The 21,142-nt window shown below is 35.2% G+C and carries 18 protein-coding genes, 2 pseudogenes and 1 riboswitch; of the genes and pseudogenes, 5 read left to right on the plus strand and 15 right to left on the minus strand.

Features of this window, described 5'->3' with window-relative positions; translation table 11 throughout:
- Positions 1–192: 192 nt before the first annotated feature.
- A complete protein-coding gene (gene nagA / locus CEF19_RS00920) occupies positions 193–1,362 on the plus strand; it encodes an N-acetylglucosamine-6-phosphate deacetylase (protein ID WP_100404339.1) in 1,170 nt (389 codons plus the stop codon).
- A 101-nt stretch (positions 1,363–1,463) separates the two neighbouring features.
- Here nagA and CEF19_RS00925 read toward each other — a convergent pair whose 3' ends face one another.
- The 4 genes from CEF19_RS00925 to CEF19_RS00940 all read right to left on the minus strand — a co-directional run bounded on the left by CEF19_RS00925 (position 1,464) and on the right by CEF19_RS00940 (position 3,981).
- Positions 1,464–1,652 (minus strand): nucleotidyltransferase domain-containing protein, encoded by a 189-nt coding sequence (locus CEF19_RS00925; protein ID WP_100404340.1) that lies wholly within the window; start codon positions 1,650–1,652, stop codon positions 1,464–1,466.
- Positions 1,653–1,721: 69 nt separating this feature from the next.
- On the minus strand, positions 1,722–2,144 hold the full coding sequence (locus CEF19_RS00930; RefSeq protein ID WP_100404341.1) for a DUF3995 domain-containing protein: 423 nt from the start codon (positions 2,142–2,144) through the stop codon (positions 1,722–1,724).
- Positions 2,145–2,260: 116 nt separating this feature from the next.
- A complete protein-coding gene (locus CEF19_RS00935) occupies positions 2,261–3,049 on the minus strand; it encodes an alpha/beta hydrolase (protein ID WP_100404342.1) in 789 nt (262 codons plus the stop codon).
- A 317-nt stretch (positions 3,050–3,366) separates the two neighbouring features.
- Positions 3,367–3,981, minus strand: a complete 615-nt coding sequence (locus CEF19_RS00940) for a DJ-1/PfpI family protein (protein WP_100404343.1) — start codon at positions 3,979–3,981, stop codon at positions 3,367–3,369.
- Between the two features lie 47 nt (positions 3,982–4,028).
- Positions 4,029–4,107, minus strand: a riboswitch (ZMP/ZTP riboswitch).
- A 633-nt stretch (positions 4,108–4,740) separates the two neighbouring features.
- Here CEF19_RS00940 and CEF19_RS00945 point away from each other — a divergent pair.
- Positions 4,741–5,874, plus strand: a complete 1,134-nt coding sequence (locus CEF19_RS00945; RefSeq protein ID WP_227522069.1) for a rhamnogalacturonan acetylesterase — start codon at positions 4,741–4,743, stop codon at positions 5,872–5,874.
- A 561-nt stretch (positions 5,875–6,435) separates the two neighbouring features.
- Here CEF19_RS00945 and CEF19_RS00950 read toward each other — a convergent pair.
- The 3 genes and pseudogenes from CEF19_RS00950 to CEF19_RS00965 form a co-directional block, all read right to left on the minus strand.
- A complete protein-coding gene (locus tag CEF19_RS00950) occupies positions 6,436–8,100 on the minus strand; it encodes a hypothetical protein (RefSeq protein ID WP_100404345.1) in 1,665 nt (554 codons plus the stop codon).
- Positions 8,101–8,670: 570 nt separating this feature from the next.
- Positions 8,671–9,903, minus strand: a complete 1,233-nt coding sequence (locus CEF19_RS00955) for an NADH:flavin oxidoreductase/NADH oxidase family protein (protein ID WP_100404346.1) — start codon at positions 9,901–9,903, stop codon at positions 8,671–8,673.
- A gap of 517 nt (positions 9,904–10,420) precedes the next feature.
- A pseudogene (locus CEF19_RS00965) lies at positions 10,421–10,961 on the minus strand (GNAT family N-acetyltransferase).
- Between the two features lie 217 nt (positions 10,962–11,178).
- Between CEF19_RS00965 and CEF19_RS00970 the strand changes: the two are divergent.
- Positions 11,179–11,721 (plus strand): CBO0543 family protein, encoded by a 543-nt coding sequence (locus CEF19_RS00970; RefSeq protein WP_100404347.1) that lies wholly within the window; start codon positions 11,179–11,181, stop codon positions 11,719–11,721.
- 145 nt (positions 11,722–11,866) lie between these two features.
- Here CEF19_RS00970 and CEF19_RS00975 read toward each other — a convergent pair whose 3' ends face one another.
- The 6 genes from CEF19_RS00975 to CEF19_RS01005 all read right to left on the minus strand — a co-directional run bounded on the left by CEF19_RS00975 (position 11,867) and on the right by CEF19_RS01005 (position 16,951).
- On the minus strand, positions 11,867–12,385 hold the full coding sequence (locus tag CEF19_RS00975) for a GNAT family N-acetyltransferase (protein ID WP_100404348.1): 519 nt from the start codon (positions 12,383–12,385) through the stop codon (positions 11,867–11,869).
- 194 nt (positions 12,386–12,579) lie between these two features.
- Positions 12,580–13,239, minus strand: a complete 660-nt coding sequence (locus CEF19_RS00980) for an S-layer homology domain-containing protein (RefSeq protein WP_100404349.1) — start codon at positions 13,237–13,239, stop codon at positions 12,580–12,582.
- Between the two features lie 184 nt (positions 13,240–13,423).
- Entirely contained in the window at positions 13,424–13,855 is a 432-nt protein-coding gene (locus CEF19_RS00990) for a YhfM domain-containing protein (RefSeq protein WP_100404350.1), read from the minus strand.
- A 283-nt stretch (positions 13,856–14,138) separates the two neighbouring features.
- A complete protein-coding gene (locus CEF19_RS00995; RefSeq protein WP_100404351.1) occupies positions 14,139–15,044 on the minus strand; it encodes a PhzF family phenazine biosynthesis protein in 906 nt (301 codons plus the stop codon).
- Positions 15,045–15,732: 688 nt separating this feature from the next.
- Entirely contained in the window at positions 15,733–16,317 is a 585-nt protein-coding gene (locus CEF19_RS01000) for a VOC family protein (RefSeq protein ID WP_100404352.1), read from the minus strand.
- A 184-nt stretch (positions 16,318–16,501) separates the two neighbouring features.
- Positions 16,502–16,951 (minus strand): DinB family protein, encoded by a 450-nt coding sequence (locus CEF19_RS01005; RefSeq protein WP_100404353.1) that lies wholly within the window; start codon positions 16,949–16,951, stop codon positions 16,502–16,504.
- Between the two features lie 582 nt (positions 16,952–17,533).
- Here CEF19_RS01005 and CEF19_RS01010 point away from each other — a divergent pair.
- Together CEF19_RS01010 and CEF19_RS01015 are read left to right on the plus strand one after the other, a co-directional pair.
- Positions 17,534–18,496, plus strand: coding sequence for a processed acidic surface protein (locus CEF19_RS01010; protein ID WP_100404354.1), 963 nt, complete (start codon positions 17,534–17,536; stop codon positions 18,494–18,496).
- A 3-nt stretch (positions 18,497–18,499) separates the two neighbouring features.
- Positions 18,500–19,114: a class D sortase gene (locus tag CEF19_RS01015; RefSeq protein WP_100404355.1), complete on the plus strand. Its 615-nt coding sequence runs from the start codon at positions 18,500–18,502 to the stop codon at positions 19,112–19,114.
- Positions 19,115–19,274: 160 nt separating this feature from the next.
- On the opposite strand, the gene CEF19_RS01020 is transcribed toward CEF19_RS01015, so the two are convergent.
- Both CEF19_RS01020 and CEF19_RS01025 read right to left on the minus strand, forming a co-directional pair.
- Positions 19,275–19,922 (minus strand): pentapeptide repeat-containing protein, encoded by a 648-nt coding sequence (locus tag CEF19_RS01020; RefSeq protein WP_100404356.1) that lies wholly within the window; start codon positions 19,920–19,922, stop codon positions 19,275–19,277.
- A gap of 401 nt (positions 19,923–20,323) precedes the next feature.
- Positions 20,324–21,135: pseudogene (locus CEF19_RS01025) on the minus strand (NmrA family NAD(P)-binding protein).
- Positions 21,136–21,142 lie beyond the last annotated feature (7 nt).

Below are 21,142 nucleotides of genomic sequence, written 5' to 3' on the forward strand. Positions count from 1 at the left end.
AGTATAAATCAATCTTTTAATAATTTCAATAACTTTTCGGAACATTTACCTGTTTTTTCTTTTTTATATTTTAATTGACATATAGTCTAGAACGAAACATAATAGCATACAAAACTAGAAAAACCTGATTATATTGTATTTTATTCCTTTTTAATATCTGTTAATGAAAATATTATGAACTGAGGTATTATTATGAATACTAAAACATTAATAATTTCTAACTTAACCGTTTATAAAGAAAATGAGACTTACGAAAGCGGTTATGTCAAAATAAAGGATGAACAAATTATTGAGATAGGTCCTATGGCAAACTATGAATTTAATAGCTTAGATGAGGTTATTATGTTCTCACCCGATTATTCCCTAATTCCGGGTTTCATCGACCTTCATATTCATGGCCTAAATGGCTCTGACATAATGGACAATAACTTAAAGTCCCTTTCTACAATAGCTCAAACTCTTCCAAAGGAAGGAACGACTAGTTTTTTAGCGACGACAATTACTCAATCAACTGAAAATATTGAAGCTGCATTGACTAATATTTCTACCTATCAGTCTAGTAATCCCGAAGCTGAAATTCTAGGAATTCATTTAGAAGGCCCTTTTATCTCCTCGCTGCGAGCAGGAGCCCAACCAATTCCTTATATAAAAAAACCCGATATAGAGCTCTTTGATAGATGGCAAATGCTATCAGGGAATATGATTAAACTTGTAACCCTTGCCCCAGAAAGTGAAACGGGCTTGGCTTTTGTTAGCCACCTTACAAAATCAGGTGTCATTGCCTCGATTGGTCACTCTGATGCGACCTATACCCAAGTCCAAGACGCCATCGATCAAGGTCTAAGTCATGTTACGCATCTTTACAATGGTATGCGTGGCTTTCACCACCGTGAGCCTGGAGTTGCGGGTGCTGCTTTATCAAATAAACAACTGATGGTTGAAATGATTGTTGATGGAATCCATATTCATCCAGCCATTGTAAATAGTACTTACCGTGCAAAAAAAGCAGAAGAGATTATTCTAATTACAGATTCTATGCGGGCGAAAGGACTTAGTGATGGCGTCTACGACCTCGGTGGTCAACAAGTTAACGTTTCAAATGGGAAGGCACTCTTACAAGATGGAACATTGGCAGGAAGCATATTGACTATGAATCAAGCAGTTAAAAATATGATTTCTTTTACTGGTTGTACATTAGAGGAAATTACCGTCATGGCATCTAAAAACCCAGCTAAGCAAATAGGTGTCTGGAACCAAAAGGGCAGTATTTCAGTTGGCAAGGAGGCAGACATGGTAATATTAGATAAAGATTTTAATATCGTATTAACATTATGCAAGGGAAAGATTTCTTTTATAAAATAATAATATACGAAGGTGGGTTTTCTCCCGAAAATCCATCCAATGTTTAATTAATAGAATTTTCCCCGATTTTAATCTCCTATTCTTTAATATGTCTGTCTATATTATTGAAGTAGTAAATTGGTTGGAATATTAGCGTTTGTATATAGAGTTAAATCTAAGTCACTATACTTATCTGCTTCATCTCTACCCACCGAACCTCCAACACAAGCATAAATCACGCTCAAATTAGATTCTTCAATAAAGCTAATCGCAATATTAATCAAATCATTGCTTCTATTATTCCTAGCCATAGAAAACCTCCTAGCTGACTTGAAATATAGGGAACCTGATCCTTTTGAAAAAAAGTGTAGGAAGACTGCTTATAATATCCAGGCAACCATAAAAGAACTGCCTAAATACAGACAAAGAGGGCTAAAAAACAGGGTATCATATTTAGAGAACGTAGAATGTTTAATTTTTTTAAAGAAACCAAGGTATTTAAAATCTCCTATGGCTCTAATAAAAAAGACAAAAGAAAAAATGATACAGAACCATCTGGTAATCATGTTTGGTTTTAAAAAAGGAATTAAATCAATTTGTGCTAATAAAAGAAAGCTCAGAACTAACAAACCAATCGCAACAATAAAAGTTTCAACTAATTTAGGTCTGAACACGGCACCTCCTCCTACTTTTTCTGGTACAACTGCACTCAAGCCCCACTTCCCTCCAAACATCCAATAAAAATGAATAACACTTATTATAATCATTACTAATACAGATGGGAAAATAAGGAATAATGGCATGCTACTTCCTCCCCTTATTTAATATGATTTTACCGAAATTCCTTCCTCGCTATTCTTATAGGCATAGCATCCCAAATATTTAGTTTCATCCATTTTATATTTTTTAAATAACCTAATTAAAGATTAAGAGATTTTAATGATTTCATGAAATTCTCAATTTTAAGAGTGGTATCGTGGAAGCACCTATTTTCATGCCTTCCATAATGGAAAAATCCATGCTCCATACCTTCGTAAGTTATAAAATTAATTTCGTTTCCTTTATCCACCATTAATTTTGCGAAGTTTTTATTTTGGTCATAAAATTCATCCATGGTTCCGCACATCCATAAAGTTGGCGGTAAGCATTTTTTAATATTGTGAAGAGGTGAAAGTTCCACAGCCCTTTCAAACAATTCAGGGTACCTTCTGCTCATGATATCAACGCCATCCATCCCCGCACCGAAAACGACTAAAGCATCGGGAATGTGATCTGTATTTGGATTATCACTGTTATCATTTATATTTTCAAACATAATTGATGACACAGCAATATAGCCACCTGCGGACGAACCACAAACAACAATTTTATTTGGAGCCACTCCTAAATCAGTAGCATTTTCCCTCATAAAACGAACAGCCGATTTAACATCAGATATGGCTTGAATTGGAGAAAAACCTTCGTCATGACCGGTTCGGTAATCCACACAGATTGACACTACCCCCTTTGAAGAAAAATATTTTGCTTGATGTTGGAAATCTGCTGGCGTTCTGGATCCTTTCCCAAAACTACCACCGATGAAAAAAAGAATAGCTGTTCTGTTTTTTGCATTATTTTCAGGCTCTAATATGTATAGTTTTAATTTGCGTTCCCCTATTACTTTATATGTTATTTCATTCACAGGATATTCGAATTTAATGACTCGCACAAGCAATTACCTCCTTCTCGATTTAGCCCTATAATTTTTAAGTTCTTCTTAAATTTCATTCTAGCTACCACTAGACGTCCATTTGCTTATGCTCATCTGCGCCCTTTATCAGAGTAAGTCATCCTTTTAAGTTCAAAATCATAAATTTGGTATCAACATCCCCTTCCTCCGTTATACTCAAGCATTCTTTAGCTACTTGCTTTCACCCTTTCAATCTATCTATTTTTTAAATGTAATAATTTACTCGTTCCACTACCACTTGTTCTATTAATGTTTTTTATGTATTGTTTTCTAATCTGTTTAAGTAACCTGTTTCTTTAGCTATAATGAATCATATCTTTATTCCATTTGTACTCCATGCGTATGGCTGTTTGCTCAGCTCTTTCACTACCTAGTAATTTTTCAATTACATATAAAGACATATCCATACCTGCTGAAATACCAGCTGATAGAATGATTTTGCCATTGTCAACATATCGACATTCCTCAAGAATTTCACATGAACTTGGTGCCACTTCTCTTAATTCGTTCATTGCCAGTCGATTTGTGGTTACTTTCAAACCATCCAAAAGATTGGCATTAGCAAGGATTAAGGCACCAGTACAAACAGAAAGTACAAGTTCAACTTTATGAGAGAGGTTATTTAGCCACTCAGTTATTGTTACATTTTTCATTTCTTTTCTTGATCCCCATCCTCCTGGAATTAAGATGATATCTGGGGATGGGCAATTTTTGATTGTATAGTTAGGGTTTATACTCAGATTCCCTAAAGCTTTTACTGGATGTTCATCCTCAGCCACGGTATAAACATTAAAATCTTTTCCTCTATCGCTTCCTACTACAAAAACCTCAAAAGGCCCTGTGAAGTCAAGAATTTCAACATTTTCATAGATTAAAATCGCAACATTTCTTGGTCTCTTGACTTTTTCCATTCTTAATCATCTCCCGTTATAGAATAAAAGCACTTGGAAAAATCCAAATGCTTTGCCCAGGCGTTCGACGGTATTAGTATATGCTCCCTCGTGGTTATCCACGTTTCGTCAGTTGTATATACCATAAATTCCCTTTATTTATTTTTATCATAATCTTCTTACAATTTCAACTAGTACTTTCCATTTCGAACCAAGTTTTGTTAAATTATGAAAGGGTTAAATTGTCAATTTTTTTCTAAGTGTACTCAGCGTTTTATTGGAAACATAGTAGCATAATTAATACATAACAACCAGCTTTCTCCAGGTTATAGAAAAACCAACAACATAAATATATAGTTTTTGCAAAAAAGTATTAATCTATCTAAAGTACAGATACAAGAATATCCTATTGATGGAAATTTTATCATGACTTACAATCAACTTGGTGGGAGGTGATTGATTACTTCAATAAATGTAACCGCATTCTTTTTTTAATAGGAAATCACAAAGATTACTTATCTAATTTAGGTCGATGTCAAGAAACTGGAGGAGGATCGCAACGGTCTATTCCATAATAAGTTCCCGTATTATGATGAAGCAACGCAGAAAATTTTGACTGAGATTCCCATTAATGGAATTGCATACGATTAATTTTTGATATCTATAAGATCGGAAACCAACTCATACTTATCTTCAAGATAAATATTATTCTTTCATTAAAAATAAGGAGGCGGTAACATGCAGAATAATACGGTCCTAAATGCTCTAACCGTTATTTTTATGACGATTTTAATAATAGGTGGATTTACGAATTCATCCGCAGAGGCAGCACCAAGCAATTACAAGTTTGACTTCGGCAATGGTGAAGTAGAAAAGCACTATATTGGTGTGAGTGCCTCTGATAAATACGACGAAAAAAAGCGTTATGGCTTTAATACACCGGAGAACATGGCCAATGTTCCAGCAACTGGAAAAGATGAAGCTAGTGATGCGGTACAATTTGAAACATTTGGTACCAAAAGTACCAACACGTTTGATGTGGATCTACCGAACGGACTTTACGAGGTTAAGGTCACCTTAGGAGATACAGCCAGAGCGAGTATTGCAGCAGAAGGTGTTTACCAAATTATAAATATGACAGGAAACAACGCAACTGATACTTTTCAAATCCCTATAACTGATGGGCAACTTAACCTTCTTGTAACAGAAGGTAAGGTCGGCACAAACTTTACATTAAGTGCCTTGGAAATAAATAAGCTTTCTCGTCATCCGGAGACAGCTAGAACGATTTATATTGGAGGTGACTCCACAGTATGCAATTACTATCCATTTGACAGCAGCATTCAAGCAGGCTGGGGTCAATTGTTTCCGGAATTTGTTAACCCGGATATTTTTCAGGTTAGAAATATGGCATCCGGGGGTCAAATTGCAAGAGGGTTCAGAAATGATGGTCAATTAGAAGCGATTTTGCAATATATCAAGCCGGGTGATTATTTTATATTACAGCTTGGAATTAATGATACAAACCCCAAAAATACAACGACCGAAGAGGAATTTAAAGAAATAATGCGTGATATGGTTCAGCAAGTAAAAGCTACAGGAGCAACGGTTATATTATCGACTCCACAAGGTAGAGCAACAGACTTTAATTCAGAGGGCGAACACACTTCTGTAAACCGGTGGTATAGACATTCTATTGTCGCTTTAGCTCAAGAGGAAAACGTATCATTAGTAGACCTAAATGTTCTAAGTTCGACCTACTTTACATCTATAGGACCTGAATCCACTCTTGATCTTTATATGAACGGTGATACATTACATCCGAACCGCGCAGGAGCAACCGAGCTTGCTCGTATCGTAGCAGAGGAATTAGAAAGACAAGGTCTAGACGGTTTTACGCAAGACAAGAAATAAATCGAGTACTGAACTTGACAATATTTGTATTTTTAATATCTGTTGCTTATCATGGAAGGCACTGAATAACTTTTCAGTGCCCTCCATTCTCAAATAAAAAATATCATAAAAAGTTTCTAAGTATGTAAACTTTATCCCCACTCACTGTTCAACCATTAATTTTTCAGTTTCAATAGATTGATTTCAGTTCTCTATACACTCAATAATATTAAAATTAATAAATGCATAATCACCCTCTTCTAACTGCTCAGCAGTCATTCTTTCTCCTTCTGAGTTAACAATTTCTAAGATTATCTCTTCACCTTTAATATTTTCTGATCTGCAGTCGTTCGAAACTATCTTTAACTAAATAGAGCATTGTCTATTCTACCTCTTTAGATTATTAGTCGATAGGAAAGGCGTTACGAAAACTCCGACTCTTGCGTTCAAGCGTTCTTTGAATTTAATGCAGAATAACCAGATTTTAAACCAACATCTACAATTGAAAAAATTCCTTAGCTTTCAAAAATTCGAAGAACAGAATGAGACCAAAACTACTAATCTCTCAACCTAGAACCAGTGTTAATATTTTATAATGTTTGGATAACCTTCTATTAATTCCGTATACTCTTGGTTGTGCAGGAGATCAATTACTTCTTTACTAATTGGCAATTGTGCTTCAACCAAGTAATTTGTTTTTGAGCGAATCAATGTATCAAAAATCGGACTCATTCGATAGCCTGTTTTCTCCCAAAGTTTTTTCGTTATGAGTAAATCTTTTAACGTTAATTCGCGGTAATCTTCTCCTTCAAACGTATGGTTAGTATTGTATTTATACCAGGTATCTCCGTTTTCTTTTAACCAGGTGACACCAAGTTCCTCAATTCCTTTTTGAATCATTAAAGCCGTCTCTAAGTATTTTTTGTCTCCTGTTTCCAGGTAACTTTCTAATAATATAGTCAGACCGCCTAAAATGTGGTTCAAGCTTGCGTGTGTTTGTTTAGCTTCGTTGAGAGAAAAGAAATCGCTAATTAAATATCCTTCATCGATCCATATCACGTTATCTGATTTTTCTTGGATAACTAACAAATCAGCGTAATTGAGTAAGGCATCTTCAAACCCTTTTATCCCTAATATTTCTCCTGCTTCTTTAACGAATAAGGCCGTTTTTTCATTAAATCTGGTGTCGATATAAGGAGCATGAAGACCATACAAGTTTTTTAACCAAGTGCTAGTCACTTCTGTTTCCCAGAAATTTTTCTCTCCTTTATAAGTTTCCAAATTTGCAAAAGAATTTATAATAAGATCATAAAAATAACGTTCTTTTGTCTTTTTGTATTCGATTAATGCTTGTTCTTCCTGAATTAGTAAAAGAGTTCTCCCATAACCTAACCCGCTTTCTGGTAATGGTTCAATCGTTTTAACCATTTTATTATAAGGGCCGTCTTCGGTATACCATGCATTAGTTTTTCGATATTTTCGATTACTTCGCTCTATCCAAAACATTAATTGATTATGATCCTTAAACAACTTTGCATTAGAAAGCAAGACCCAATGCTCCGAGATATCTTGACCCAAAGAGGTTAAGGTGGCTGTAAGTTGAATCGAGTTAACGTTTGATTTAATCTGGAACTCTTCATTTTCTTTTATCAGTTCCCGAACAAAACTTTTACCACCATTCTGATAGGCTGTTTCTAATTGTTTAGAGACGAAATTTTTCCCTACTATTATGCTCGCACGTAATTCCTCAAACTGATAAAGATCAATAAGCCCTACTGGATAAGTAGTCGGATCATAGCCGACATCTTCAGAATCATGGTGCGGAACTTCAATTTTATCGAAGTCAGTAAATTGATATCGATTAGAATTTTCAAAAGGAATGTTAAACTCTAAGTCAATCGTTTGCTTAGAATGATTGTTCATACGAGTGAAAACCCATACATCTCCATTATCAATTTGGCGTAAAACGATATGTAAGGTACCTGTCATTTGGTTTCTGTTGACGATGTCATAAGTGGTTTTATAATCAACATAAGAAGTATGATTCATTTTCTCTTCTTCTATTTTTTCAAATGTTAATCCTGGTGATGTAAATTGAAGTTTTTGTTCATTTACTACTAAAGAAATAAGCCGTGAACCTTTTTGGGGTGACTTTTTTTCATTAAATAAGAAAAAAAAGCATCCCAGTAAGACTGCAAATAGAGTAACTATACTAACCAAAATATAAATAACTTTTTTTCTATTCACCTAACTCCCCTCCTTTTAAGAAAATTCTTGAATGGTTTGAGACACCTATTTTTAGAGGTCGTACTGATAAGTAACACTTTCTTTTCACACAATTAATTTACTGATATTACCACCCCCATCTAGTTAGACGTTACTATTTAAAAAAAAGATCCAAAAGCCTCTGTTTCTATAAGTGAACTCCCTATCTCCGTTACTTTAGGCATAATTTCACAATTTCAAAAACCCCTAGTTGTAATTGGTTGTATGTTTTTAAACAGGTAAAAACGCAATCACTTTTGATGATTGCGTTTGTATTCGAATCGGAATAAATGAATCAGTACAAAAAATGAACTAGTCTAATCTACGAGATTTTCGATTTGCTATAAGAGAAATCAGAAAATGAAGAAAAGCGAAATCTGAATAGTTCCCACATAACAAAAGAAAAATGTATGGAATGCCAAATTTTCTAAATACTTCTTCTTTTCTCCCTTTCCATGGCATCTCAGAATGAGTAAGGAAATAACTATCTCTCGATTGGTTTGGGAATTTCAACGATATGGCAGAAGCCTAGGTTTAAAAAGACTCCTTGTCTTAAACTCTTCTCTTTTGAAAAGTGTCTCTTCCATTTTTAAAAAGTGTAAGAAACAAGGAAAGCAACGGAGAAAAATGTGGCTTTGTTGATTTCCCTTTTCCTATCCGTTCTAGTTGCTGGCTATACCAGGTTAATTCCATTAACCCTATATCATCAATAAAGGAAAGTCCTGTTTTAATAGGCTTTATGGAAAGTTCTGAAACCTTCTTAAATAGTAATTTATTTGCGTAATCTGGATAAAGAGCCATTGGTCTTGCTAATCCGATAAAATCTGTAGCACCAGTTTTTAGCGCCTCGTCCATTGCTGAACGAGTTCTAAAACCTCCTGTTAGTACTAGAGGAACAGCTGTTTTCTGTTTAAGCTTTTCTGCATAGTCTAGGAAATAGGCTTCACGTTTAGCAGTTGAAGGTTTTACGTTTTTCCCAAACAACTCTGGTCTTTCATAAGTCCCTCCAGAGATTTCGATAAGATCAATCCCCAGTCCATCCAATTCTGAGATAACAAACTGAGACTCTTCTTCGGAAAAACCAGCTTTCATAAAATCTGAACTATTGATTTTTACTCCTATAGGGAATCCTTGTCCAACTTCTGAACGAATGGAGCGATAGATTTCTAATAAAAATCTAAATCGATTTTCAACGGTTCCACCCCACTCGTCTTCCCGCTGGTTATGCCTTGGAGAAAGAAACTGGCTAATTAAGTATCCATGCGCAGCATGTATTTGCACTCCAGTAAAACCTGCAAGCTTCGCAAGTTTCGCCGTTTTTGCAAAACGTTGAATGATCTCTTTAATTTCTTTATGAGAGAGTGCCCGACACATAGGAAAGAAACGCTGTAATTCCGAATCAAATGGAATTGCTGACGGCGCCAAGGCTTCTTTGACAACACCTTTGAGCACTTGTTTTCCAGGGTGATTAATTTGCATCCATAAATGAGTGCTATTCTTTGTGCCTGCTTCAGCCCACTTTTTAAATAATTCTAGATTCTTATCGTTCTCTAATACGATGTTTCTAGGTTCTCCTAGAGCCTTGTCATCTACCATCACATTCCCTGTGATAATTAACCCCGCCCCACCTTTTGCCCATTCTTCATAAAGGCGAAATAGATTAATGGTCGGCAGATGCCTTTTTGAAGCTAGTCCTTCACTCATCGCTGATTTAACTATGCGGTTTTTAAATATAATATTTTTGTTTTTTAACACAAATGACTGTGCTATTGAGATTTGATTCATATTATTAGTCTCCTTCATTAATAATTAGATAATAATATCTCTCTTTCATTCATATTTACGCTAACCTCAAAAAAAGGGTATCGAAAACTATAAGACAATATTCTGTTCCAACTAAATTGTTCTCTTTCTTTTTGTCTTTGAAAAATAAGCGGTGCAATAACAAGAGCGATGATTTTGTAAAAGTAGCGCACCCGTCGAATGATTAATTTTCATTATAAATGCTAATTGAATGTACATTCTCTTTTAATAAGTTATCTACTATTTGCTTTAGCACCCTTGGTTCCCGGAGCTCTTCACTATTAAATTCCACAAGGTCATTTACCTTAATCCACTTACTGTCTGAAGTTTCATCTTCTTCAAGTTTTAATGAACCCCCAATGACCTCACCCGTAAAATGTACGCTAAATCCCTCATAGTTTTAAGAACCTTTATCCCACTCCCTTTTCCTTAGAAAAATAAATAGAAAAGCTTTCCTGTAGTTTGTTACAAGACCGCTCAGAGCAATGCCCTCTAAGGCTTACTTCCATTCATCTGCCAAAATCCCATAAACAACGTGGTCTACATAATGGTCATATAGCCATTCTGCTTGCCTAATACTTCCTTCATTAATAAAGTTCAATCTTTCGGAAATACTTCTACTTTTCTTATTCCCCACCGCAGTCCTAATCTCAACTTTATTTAGCTTTAACTCATCAAAAGCATAATCAGTCAAAGACTTAACTACCTTAGTCATAATTCCATTTCTTTGAAATTCCTCTCCAAGCCAATAACCAATATAGGCTGTTTTGTTTGACCAATTTATCCTATTATAGCCTGCTACTCCAACGATTTTTCCTTCAAATAAAATCATGCATTTAAGCCTCTATTTTCGGTGAAATCTTTTAAAGACATTTTGATAAACTCTTTTGTATCTTCAAGCTTTTTTGTATAGTATCTAACCAAGGAAGCCATTCACGTAGATAGCGTCTTGAGTTATTTGTTAATTCAAATAGCTTTTCCCCATCTCTTAACTCTAATAGCTTTAAAGATAAGCCTTCATCAATTTTATGAACAAACATACTCTCCCCTCCAATTGGTTTTTTTTGTAATTTTAACACATATTAATTACTGACGTTCCATCGCTTGTTTCTCAATAAACTAGAAACATTTCGTGCCATTTAAGCTACCCTTATTGAATAACAAAGATTTTATTCCTTTTATCAATACTCATTAATTCAAATCTGCATAACTTTCATTTACTTTGAGGAAAATAACTATAATTGAGGAGGTGTGTTCATGGAGAAATTAGGCAAGGAAATCGATAAAATCTCCAATCAGTTAACAGACTTGAGATGGGAGATATGGACAAACTATACATTATTCACATGGCAATGGTGGATGCTATTCGGTGCGTGTATCGTGATGTTAGTTTTATTTTTTATCTTTGTTAAGAAAGAAAAGTTCCTTCCAACCATAGCCTATCTCGGAATCATATACATCATCAATAAAAACTTAGACGATGTTGCCACGGCTATGGATTGGTACGATTATCGAATGCAATTGGAACCTATCATTCCTACAATGTTACCTGCTAATCTTTTCATTATCCCAATTGGATTAAGCATCATCTATCAAAGGTACGAAAAGTGGAAATCCTTCTTAATTTCCTTAGTAATTTTTTCGGGTTTCGTATCTTATATAGCTTTACCTCTCATGAAAACAGTAGACATCTACCTAGAAAAAGCCTGGAATGCAAATTGGTCGTTTATCAGTCTTGTCGTGATGGCTATAGTTACCAAACTTATCATTGATCGGGTCAAGTTATTGCATAAAGTTTAAATGAGTAGATTAAAAAAGAATCCGCTCGTTTTCACGGACGGATTCGGATTTATTTTCGCCTTACAAATACAAGCTCTGCTCTATTGAATTCTAGAAGTTCCTCCCGTATTTAACGTTAGGATAATCCCTTTAGCTGAAGAAAAATTTAAATTAATGGTGTTGTCTCCGTCCACCCATAAGCAATATCTTTATACATACGCCCTTTTAATTCTAATCCCCCTTTCCCTACTTCTTTGCCTCCAAGGGATTTATAAAATTCTCTAGCAGAAGTATTGTTTTCAAGTACAAGGACAAGCAATGAATTAAAACCATTCACTCTCAACTGATTTGCTACAGAGGTAACCAGCTTTCTACCTAAGCCCAATCCTTGGTACTCAGTTAAAAGATAAATAGCGTGCAACTCACCCTTGAATAATGAATTGTTATTCCGTTCCGGTCCCCCAGATGCAAAACCAACTATATTTCCTTCTTTATCCTCAACCACATAGATAAACATATCTTTATTAGAGAATACAATTAGTTGATGTTTCTCTGACCATTCATATGTTAAGTTTTCAATAAAATCAGAACTCACTATACCTCTATACGTTGTTCGCCAACTATCAACGTGAACTTTCGCTATCGATGGTATGTCCACTAGTGTAGCTTTTCTAATATTAAACATTGTTTAATCAACTCCGGAAACCTATTCTTTTTTTCTAAAGTTCCATTACTGTTTCAAGTATCCTCCACTCTAAATCAATAGAAACTCCATTTCCTAAAAATAACTAGACCAACTTAAGCGTATCCAACCAGATAAAGAGCCCCCGTGGTTATACTAGGACTCATCTAGATTTAGATTTAGATCTTCATCTCCGTCTACAGCAGTTCCAGACTATTAAGTTTCTCATTTCCACCTATGAATGTATCGACTAGGACTCTAGCAAGAAACACAGAAAATTGAGCTCTACTAGTTTCATTATTCGGATTGTACCTTTGTGTAGCATCTGAATAACTAGCGTTTGTGATGCCCATTTTTGCAATAACTTGAATATTATTGTGGAAAGTGTTTTCCACGGAAACATCTACAAATGGAATATAGACTTCCGGAAGTGGATTCTTATTCAAACCAAAAGCTCTAACAAGAATTGCAGCCATCTGACCTCTAGTTAAAGGTTCGTTTGGCATAAATCGTCCATCTCTACCTAAGATAATTCCTTCATCTGCTACTGCTGCCACCACATCATACGCATAAAACCCTTCTGAAATGTCACTAAAATTAGGATTAGGACGGTTTTCTAACTCTAATTCTAATGCGCCTGCAATCATAATCGCTGTTTGTGCCCTCGTAACATTATTACTTGGTTTAAAGGAGCCATCAGCGTAACCATCTATAATCGATTTAACCGCTAAAAATTCAATTTCTTCCTTAGCCCAAAAATCACTACTCACATCGTTAAATTGCTTTGTCGCATGTACAGGGGTAAAAGAAAATGTTAGTGCAACAATAAGACTAAGAATCAAACAAATAAGCTTCATTTTATAACCTCCTCATCGTTCATCGAAGACAGAGTCTGGGTTCCAAGCAACCTCCCAAAGATTGTTTTTCGGGTCTGAAAAATAAGCGCTTATTCCTCCCCAGAAAGCGTTTCTTGTCTCTCTTAAAACAGTCATCCCTACTTTTCTAATTGCTTCACTACACTTTTTTGAATATCTTTGTGAATTACTGAATAAGAGACTCAACCAATCTAATCTTCACCATTAATAAATCATAAATTTGTTTAGCCGACTCTGGTGAGAGAGTGTAAATAGTATGAGTATCCTTTGTATTCATGATTGTACCCGATCCTTCATTCAGCCAAAGAAAATAGATTTCTTTACCTAATTCAACTTTGTACTGTGGGTCCACCATATTAACTATTCCCGATTGCTTTACCGCGCTACTAAACGCTTCTTGAAAAGCTTTAATCTCTTTTGAAGTGGATAGTTCAAAGGCTGAATCTTCTTTAACCTCCGAAAAACTTTCCATCTCGTATATCATTACTTTTTCTAAAGCTTCAGGGATAGTTGCTTTTTCTATTCCATCTGAAGTACATGCAACTAATAGTAAGCATAAAATGATGAAAGACAAACTAAAGTGATGTATTCTTTTCACTTAATATCACCTCCATAAGTGAAGCTCTATGTTTATTCTCCTGTTTGACGAAATACGAAAAAATACCTTTTTATATAAAGAAGCGTTTATCTCACCAATTAATGCCCTATTCATTTTGGAAATGATCAGTTAATTGAGGGTGTTCAGTAAGACTAACTACATCTATTACTAATTCCTAATCTCTGGGCAGGAGTAAGTTCTTTACCGTAGCAGATTTATAGAGTTCAAGAGAAGATAAACCAGTTGAACAATCCACTTTATGAAATCCTTTAGCTAAATAACTTTATGCATCCCCTAATAAAACCTCAAAATCTTTTACATGAACCGCATTTCCGGTAATTTCAACATCATAAAATTCACTTTTTTTTGAAATCTGTACCATAACCCGCCCTTCTTTTTCAATTTCATGACCTTGCTCAACTATAAGATTTATAGGTTCATTAAAATTGTTTTTTTTTATGTATTTAGCGTAAAAAGCACCCATTACTCCTGAAGCAGTTCCCGTCACTGCGTCCTCAATAGTACCCGAATACGGTGAAGAGAAGTGACGAGCATGCATATCACTCTCAGTCTCATAAGTTTCCAAACAAAAAGGATGAATAGATGATTTGGGCATTTCTTTCAAGATAGCGGGAAATGCCTTATTATTAGGTTTCATTCTTTTAAAAGCATCAAGCCGTTTAATCGGGACTAATAGTGTCCACGTCCCTGTACTTCCATATAGTATTGGTAATTCATCATAAATATCCGTTTCTTTTAATCCAATTGAATTTGCTAAGTCTTTTTTTGACCCTTGAAATTCCTGAAATTGAGGGGGAGCTTGTTTCATTGTTATAAATAGTTCACTTACAGAAGTTGAATTAATTTTAATCGGTAAAATTCCTGCATTTGTTTCAATGGTAAAATCGGTTTTATCTCCCAATAATCCTTTTGTTTTTAGCGCATATACGGTGGCCATAGTTGCATGACCGCATAAGTTCATTTCGTGACCGGGTGTAAAAAAACGGATTCTAAGGTCTGCTACTTCTGATTTCACTGGAAAAGCTGTCTCATTAAACCCCACTTTAAAGGCTATTTCTTGCATTTCTTTATCTTTTAGTTCATCTCCATTTAAGACTACTCCAGCTGGATTTCCCTTATTTGGTTCTTTACTAAACGCGTTATATTGATAAACTTTTATCGACTTCAAAACACATTCCTCCAATAGTCAATTAAATAACCTCTTCCTATTTTACCATTTATTCCTAATCCCCTCTACTAAACTTACATGTCAGTAAAATAGTTTGTAGAAATAACCCGTCTTTTTCTGAAGAATAAGTTCTGGGCAAAATAACTGAGTTATAACAGTGAACGTAACCTAGGAGTGATTATATTATTTTTCTTCGAAAATTCTCTTCAATCGAATGATCCCTTCCTTAATTTCTTCTAATGAAGCGAATGCGTAAGGCAATCGAATAAATTGACCTGACTTTTCAGCATAGATGCTCCCAGGATTAAGAAGAACTCCTTTTGCCCATTGCTTTTTGTAGTAGATGATGAATTCTATATTCAGATTTTATTTTCACTCAAATAAAAAAACCACCATTTGTCCCTGCCCATATAACATAATGACGCAAATGCTCTTCTAATGCTTCTAACATCACATGTCTTCGAATTATAAGTTGTTGTCTTATGAACGAAAGGTGTTACTCTTATAACCCACTTGAGAACCATTCTGCTGCAACATGCTGAGACAAAGAACTCGAACCGTAATCTGATTGCATTTTTAAATCCGCTAATCGTTCAATAACAGATTCTGGTCCAACCACCCAGCCAATCCGTAGATCAGGAGTTAAGGTTTTCGATAAACTCCCATGTATAGGATATTCCCATGATAATTATTTGATTCCCAACCAAACTCGATCTATTTTAGATAAAATAAATAAACCTTCTTCATTACCCAAAGGCATAAATGTTTCGTTACCTTCTCTGTATGATTCAAAGTTGAAAGAGTGGATTATGAAATCTTTCATTTCTGGAACATTATATACAGGCAACCCAATTTCGCTAATATTCAGAATATCTTTATTGCAAAAATCTTTTTTATGTAATATTGATGGACTATTCCTTATGGGCCGTGCGATAAATCCAACAATATTCCCGGCAGGATCATAAAAATATAAGGATTGAGAATTCCATAGTTTGCTAAAGAATTCATCTTTCCCATTTACCTTATTAAAAGTTACACGCTGTTTAAACCAATCCTTTGCTTCCTTATATTTATCTTTTGAAATGCCAAGAGCGAAATGATAATAAGGTTTCTCTACATTGTCTGAGAAACTAAATGTTAGCTTTGATAGACCAACAGCTACAGTAAAAGATTTTTTAGTTTCTTTCACAACAGTTAAACCTAGCTTGAAAGTATAAAACTCTTTCTGTTCCAAAAGACAGTTTGTTAATAACTTAATCTCTTTTATGTCCAAAAAACCTCCCCTTTATTTCAGGCCAATTTTAACGCTACTATAGTAATTCTATGGCATATCTTTAGTCTTATGAGAACTTTACTAACCATAATATTCCAATGTCTGTGGTGTACAATCAGGAACATTACTCAAGCCTGTTCCCAAAATAATTTCAATTTAAAAAGCATAGTTAAACGTTTATCAACTACCTTACAAAAGTAATAAAGTCTATGTTAATGGGGTCAATACCATCTGCACGGAGTCGTGACATAATTTGTCCTCGGTGGTACTGTCCATGAAGAACGAGATGAGTTAATATATCTCTTAGTGAACTCCGAAACTCCTTACCTTCACTGTTTCTGTACGTTATCAAATTATCTAGATCGGAATCTATTATAGAAGACAAAAATATTGTGAAGCTTTGTTCATTTTGTTTGACAAGTGCTTCACAAGCTGTAATTTCAATCTCTCCCCAAATTGGTAGGTGGGAACTGTCTATTCCTTGTAACCTGCTTAACCATACTTGTTCTGAATAAAGGATATGGGAAAATAAACGTCTAGCCTGTTGGTTGTCACATTCAAGCGTTTGCAAGATTTCAAGCATGCGCTGATTAGCCCAATTTAGATGTTTGTACATCCTTATGATAGTTTTCAATGATAGTGCCTCCTTCTTATACCTAATTAACCCGTCCTTATTGTTTAGATTCGTTTTTGTCAGAGATAAACTTGAAAATATCTATCTTTTCCTCATTGTCACCTAAAATCGTTTCAACAAAACTCCATCCTTTATTTCGATAGTAATCTGAAGTATTTTCCGTCCTTAAATACAATTCTTTAAAACCCAATCTCTTTACAACTTTTAATATTTCAGTTACTAATCTCTTTCCTACACCTACTTTCTTTTAAAAACTGATTAAGTAAGTGAAGACCTTCCTCATAAGGCATAAACATATCTCCATTATTTAAGGTTATCTAAATGGTCTATGCCCCAAAACAAAAATTGTTGGTTTTCTATTAATAGTAGTGTCCTCCTCTAGAATATATTTTACCATAAAATAACATACCCTTTTTGAAGTAACCTTCCTTTACTTCAATAAAAGAAGCAATTCCAGCTTCTTAGAGGATTGGAATTGTTTTATTCTAAAATCCCCAACATTGCCTAGGTGAAGTAATTGCATAAATTACTAATCCTTAACAGATAATACCTTCGATTATATAATTTGGGAGGTATTAAAAAATGAGAAATACTTTAATGGTTTTGTTATGTACCTCATGTTTGTTTGCCACAATGACTTTTAATGCGCTTGCGGCACCTCCGCAAGAAGAAGTCGATCAACTGCTTTCGGAAATGAACTGGACAATGGAAGAATTACATGAGTATTTAGCTTATTATGAGCTAACATTAGATGAGTTTGAAACAACCGAGGAACTAAAATGGATGTTAGGAACGCCAATTACTGAAGAAAATCTAGCTGAGTTGCTTCAAACGCATGGCCTAACTTATGAAGAATTAGAAGCATTGTTAGCAGAATTCGGAGAAGGTATTGAGGAGTATCACTTTATTGAGGATTTAGATATGTCTCTAGATTTTTATTTAAACCATGAGGGAGACATGGAAGAAATTGAAGACCTCCTTGCGAATATTGGGTTAACAGATGAAGAGATTGAACATCTATTCACTCACCTTCTGTCAATAGATGAAACGGAATTGGAATCTGAAATGAATCAAATATTAACTCGTTTAGAACCGTTTATGACCGTTGAAGATCCTAATCAACTACCTGATGAACAACAACAGGAACTATTTAGTATCTGGGAAGATATGCTGGCTGCTTATCACCTGAAGGCTAATTTTTACCTTGTTAATGGAACAAAGACTCAGATTAACTATGGTGACTTAACAAATCTTGAAGCCCTTAACGGAAGCGACGTTCTAATTGAACTTCATGACCTTCAAGGTAATTTCATTTTAGACATGCAGCTTTCAAACGAAATGCTGACGTCTGATTTCCTATTTAGTGCTGGAAGCGAACTGATAAATGTAGGAGATTTGGCTGGAGAGCTTACTAATGAATTGCACGAGATGAAGTTACCAGATACCGCAACTCCTTATGGGTTTAATATGTTGTTAGGGAGTTTCCTTATTTTTGTAGGGTTTATATTCTATCTCTTCTCTAGAAAAACAGCTAAGGTTAATTAACTTATGTGGAAAAAGAGCGTTTCCCTTGGGTTAATCATCCTTGGTGTTACCGTTGTTTTCGTTAATATTTATGGATTCAATAAAGGGATTTCTGCGGAAAGTAAAGCTATAATTGAAGTGAACGACTTCCAACAGCAAAAAGAGGATCCTTCAATTGTAGGAGTCTCTAAAGGATCACTTTCCGCGGAAGAGACGTTGTACGAAAACCTTCCCGCAAATGGGGAATTAATAGGAGAATTAACGATACCTAAGCTGAATCGCTCTCTCCCCATTTTTGAGGGTACCACGGAAGACGTTTTAAAAAAAGGTGTAGGCCATTATGCCGGGAGCGTTTTGCCAGGTGAAAACAATAATTCCATCTTATCTGGGCATAGAGATACAGTTTTTCGGGATCTACGGGAAGTGGGGGTGAACGATACACTTATCGTTTCTACTGATGCTGGGGAATTTTTATACAAAGTAAGGAAAGTAAGAATTGTTGATAAAGATGACCGGACGGTGATTGTTCCCAAACCCCAAAGCACATTAACAGTCACAACCTGTTATCCATTCGGTTTCATTGGACCAGCCCCACAAAGATATGTTCTCGTTTCGGATTTGATATCACAAATAGAGTAAAGGGATGTCATAAGGTCTTTTTTTGACCTTATGGCATACACCCCTTAAGCAATATTGCGAACGCATATTACATTGGCGTCTACCCATTCCCTTTTACTTGTGATATTTTTCATGCTTTCAGAATAATAAATGATATTGGGCAGTCCTCACTAGGGGAATATTAATCTGTAACCTTTAATCCTAACAATTTAGAAAATCCAATTGCTTGATCAGGAGAAACTATACAACCGTTTAAACTTTCCAAAGATACATTAAGTTGTTCGAAGGTAGATGTACTAATATCGATACCTTTGAGACTTGTTTCTATAAAATCAATATCAGTAATATCACACCGATAAAAATTCACCTTGGTAAATTTACAATCGTAAAAGTTAGCACTTCGTAAAGACGAATTATCAAAATTTACTTGTTTTAAGCGTCCTTCCGTAAAGTTACTTAAATTCGTATCACAATTCTCAAAAGAAACATTTCCAAGACTGGCATTTGAAAAATCTAAGCCCATAAGTTTGCAGTCCTTAAAAACGACTCTATGCACAAGACCTTCACACAATCGAGCGTTTGATAGATTGCAATTTTCAAAAATTACATCGGTCATATCAATGGAAAGAAAAGATGCATTGATAAATGTTACATTTTTAAAGATGACTTTGGAAAAGATTGCTTTATCTATTGTCTCGTTATCAATTTGTGAGCCAATTACGATACAGTTCATTAAGTGAGGATCTTCTTCATAATAAATTTCTTCAAAATTTCCTTTCTCTAAATCTGATGTGATTTTTGGAAGGTCAATCTTTAATTTTTTTGTCATCAGACACCTCTATTTTTAGTTGTTGTTCTTCATCCCTTTATTTTTAAAACTTTGATTATTATAGCTATATCAACATTTCCTCGTAAGTGAACATTCTATGAACATTCAATTGACTATGCAGGTCATTCGTAAATTCTTTGTAGTAAGTACCCTTTCGATAAATAAGCTAATAATTCCTTTTATAAGAACATTTTATTAGAGGGGTTTCAAAGGGACTCCATTTTTTACCTATGTAGGATATAAGAGGATTGAAACCATCATTTCAACAACAAAAATTAAATAACAGAACCAATGTTGGTCCTGTTATAAACTTTATGCTACTTCCCATCTTGCACAAACTATAATTCTTAGGTTGGATGCATCTCTTTTAGGATGCTGAAAAACCACCTATCTTACGTAAATTAATTCTCGGTTTTGGAGAGTTCACTAACAATATGGCTCAGAGCTTCGTAGATTGAGGTTGTTGGACGACCTAGCAGTTTTTCGAAATCGTCGCTTTCAATCTCGAGTGAACCTTCCCGAATGCCTTGCTGAATACCCTCGAGAATCGGAATGACAAAATCTGGTATACCAGCACCTTTCATGATGTCAGTATAAGTCGCATCATCAACTTGTTTCACAGGTATTTCTTTACCCAATACAGTCCCAAGAGCAGCTGCTAGTTCCTTTTGAGTCGTCAACTGACCAGAAAGCTCATAGACCGTATTTTCGTGTCCGTTCCCTACCAGTACCGTTGCTGCCGCTTCCGCATAGTCTTGTTGCAATGCCCAACCTACTTTGCCAGTTCCAGCAGATGTCACCCAAGGGGCTCCGGCTAAAACCGCTTGAATGCTCGCAATTTCGTTCTCCAAGTACCAGTTTTTAAGATCGCTTCTTCCGTAGCACGGTGTGGTGGGGCAAGGAACATCGTGCTTTCAGTTGCGTTCCCTATACTAGTATAAGCAATGAATTTTACTTGAGCACGCTCAGCCGCAGCTACAGCATCCTTGTGCTGTCGGATTCTTGTTTCGTTGTCCCCATCCGCAGAAATAATTAATAAACGATTAATATTTGCAAAAGCCGAATCTAATGTTTCTGGGCGATCAAAATCTCCCTGACGAACTTCTACTCCACGATCCTGTAACCCTTGCGCTTTCTCTGGATTACGAACACTAACGGCAAGTTGATTCGCTGGTACAGTCTTCAATAGCATCTCTACAACTTTCGCTCCCATATACGGG

Source organism: Bacillus solitudinis, from assembly GCF_002797395.1.
In the GTDB taxonomy this organism is placed as follows: Bacteria; Bacillota; Bacilli; order Bacillales; family Bacillaceae_D; genus Halalkalibacter_A; species Halalkalibacter_A solitudinis.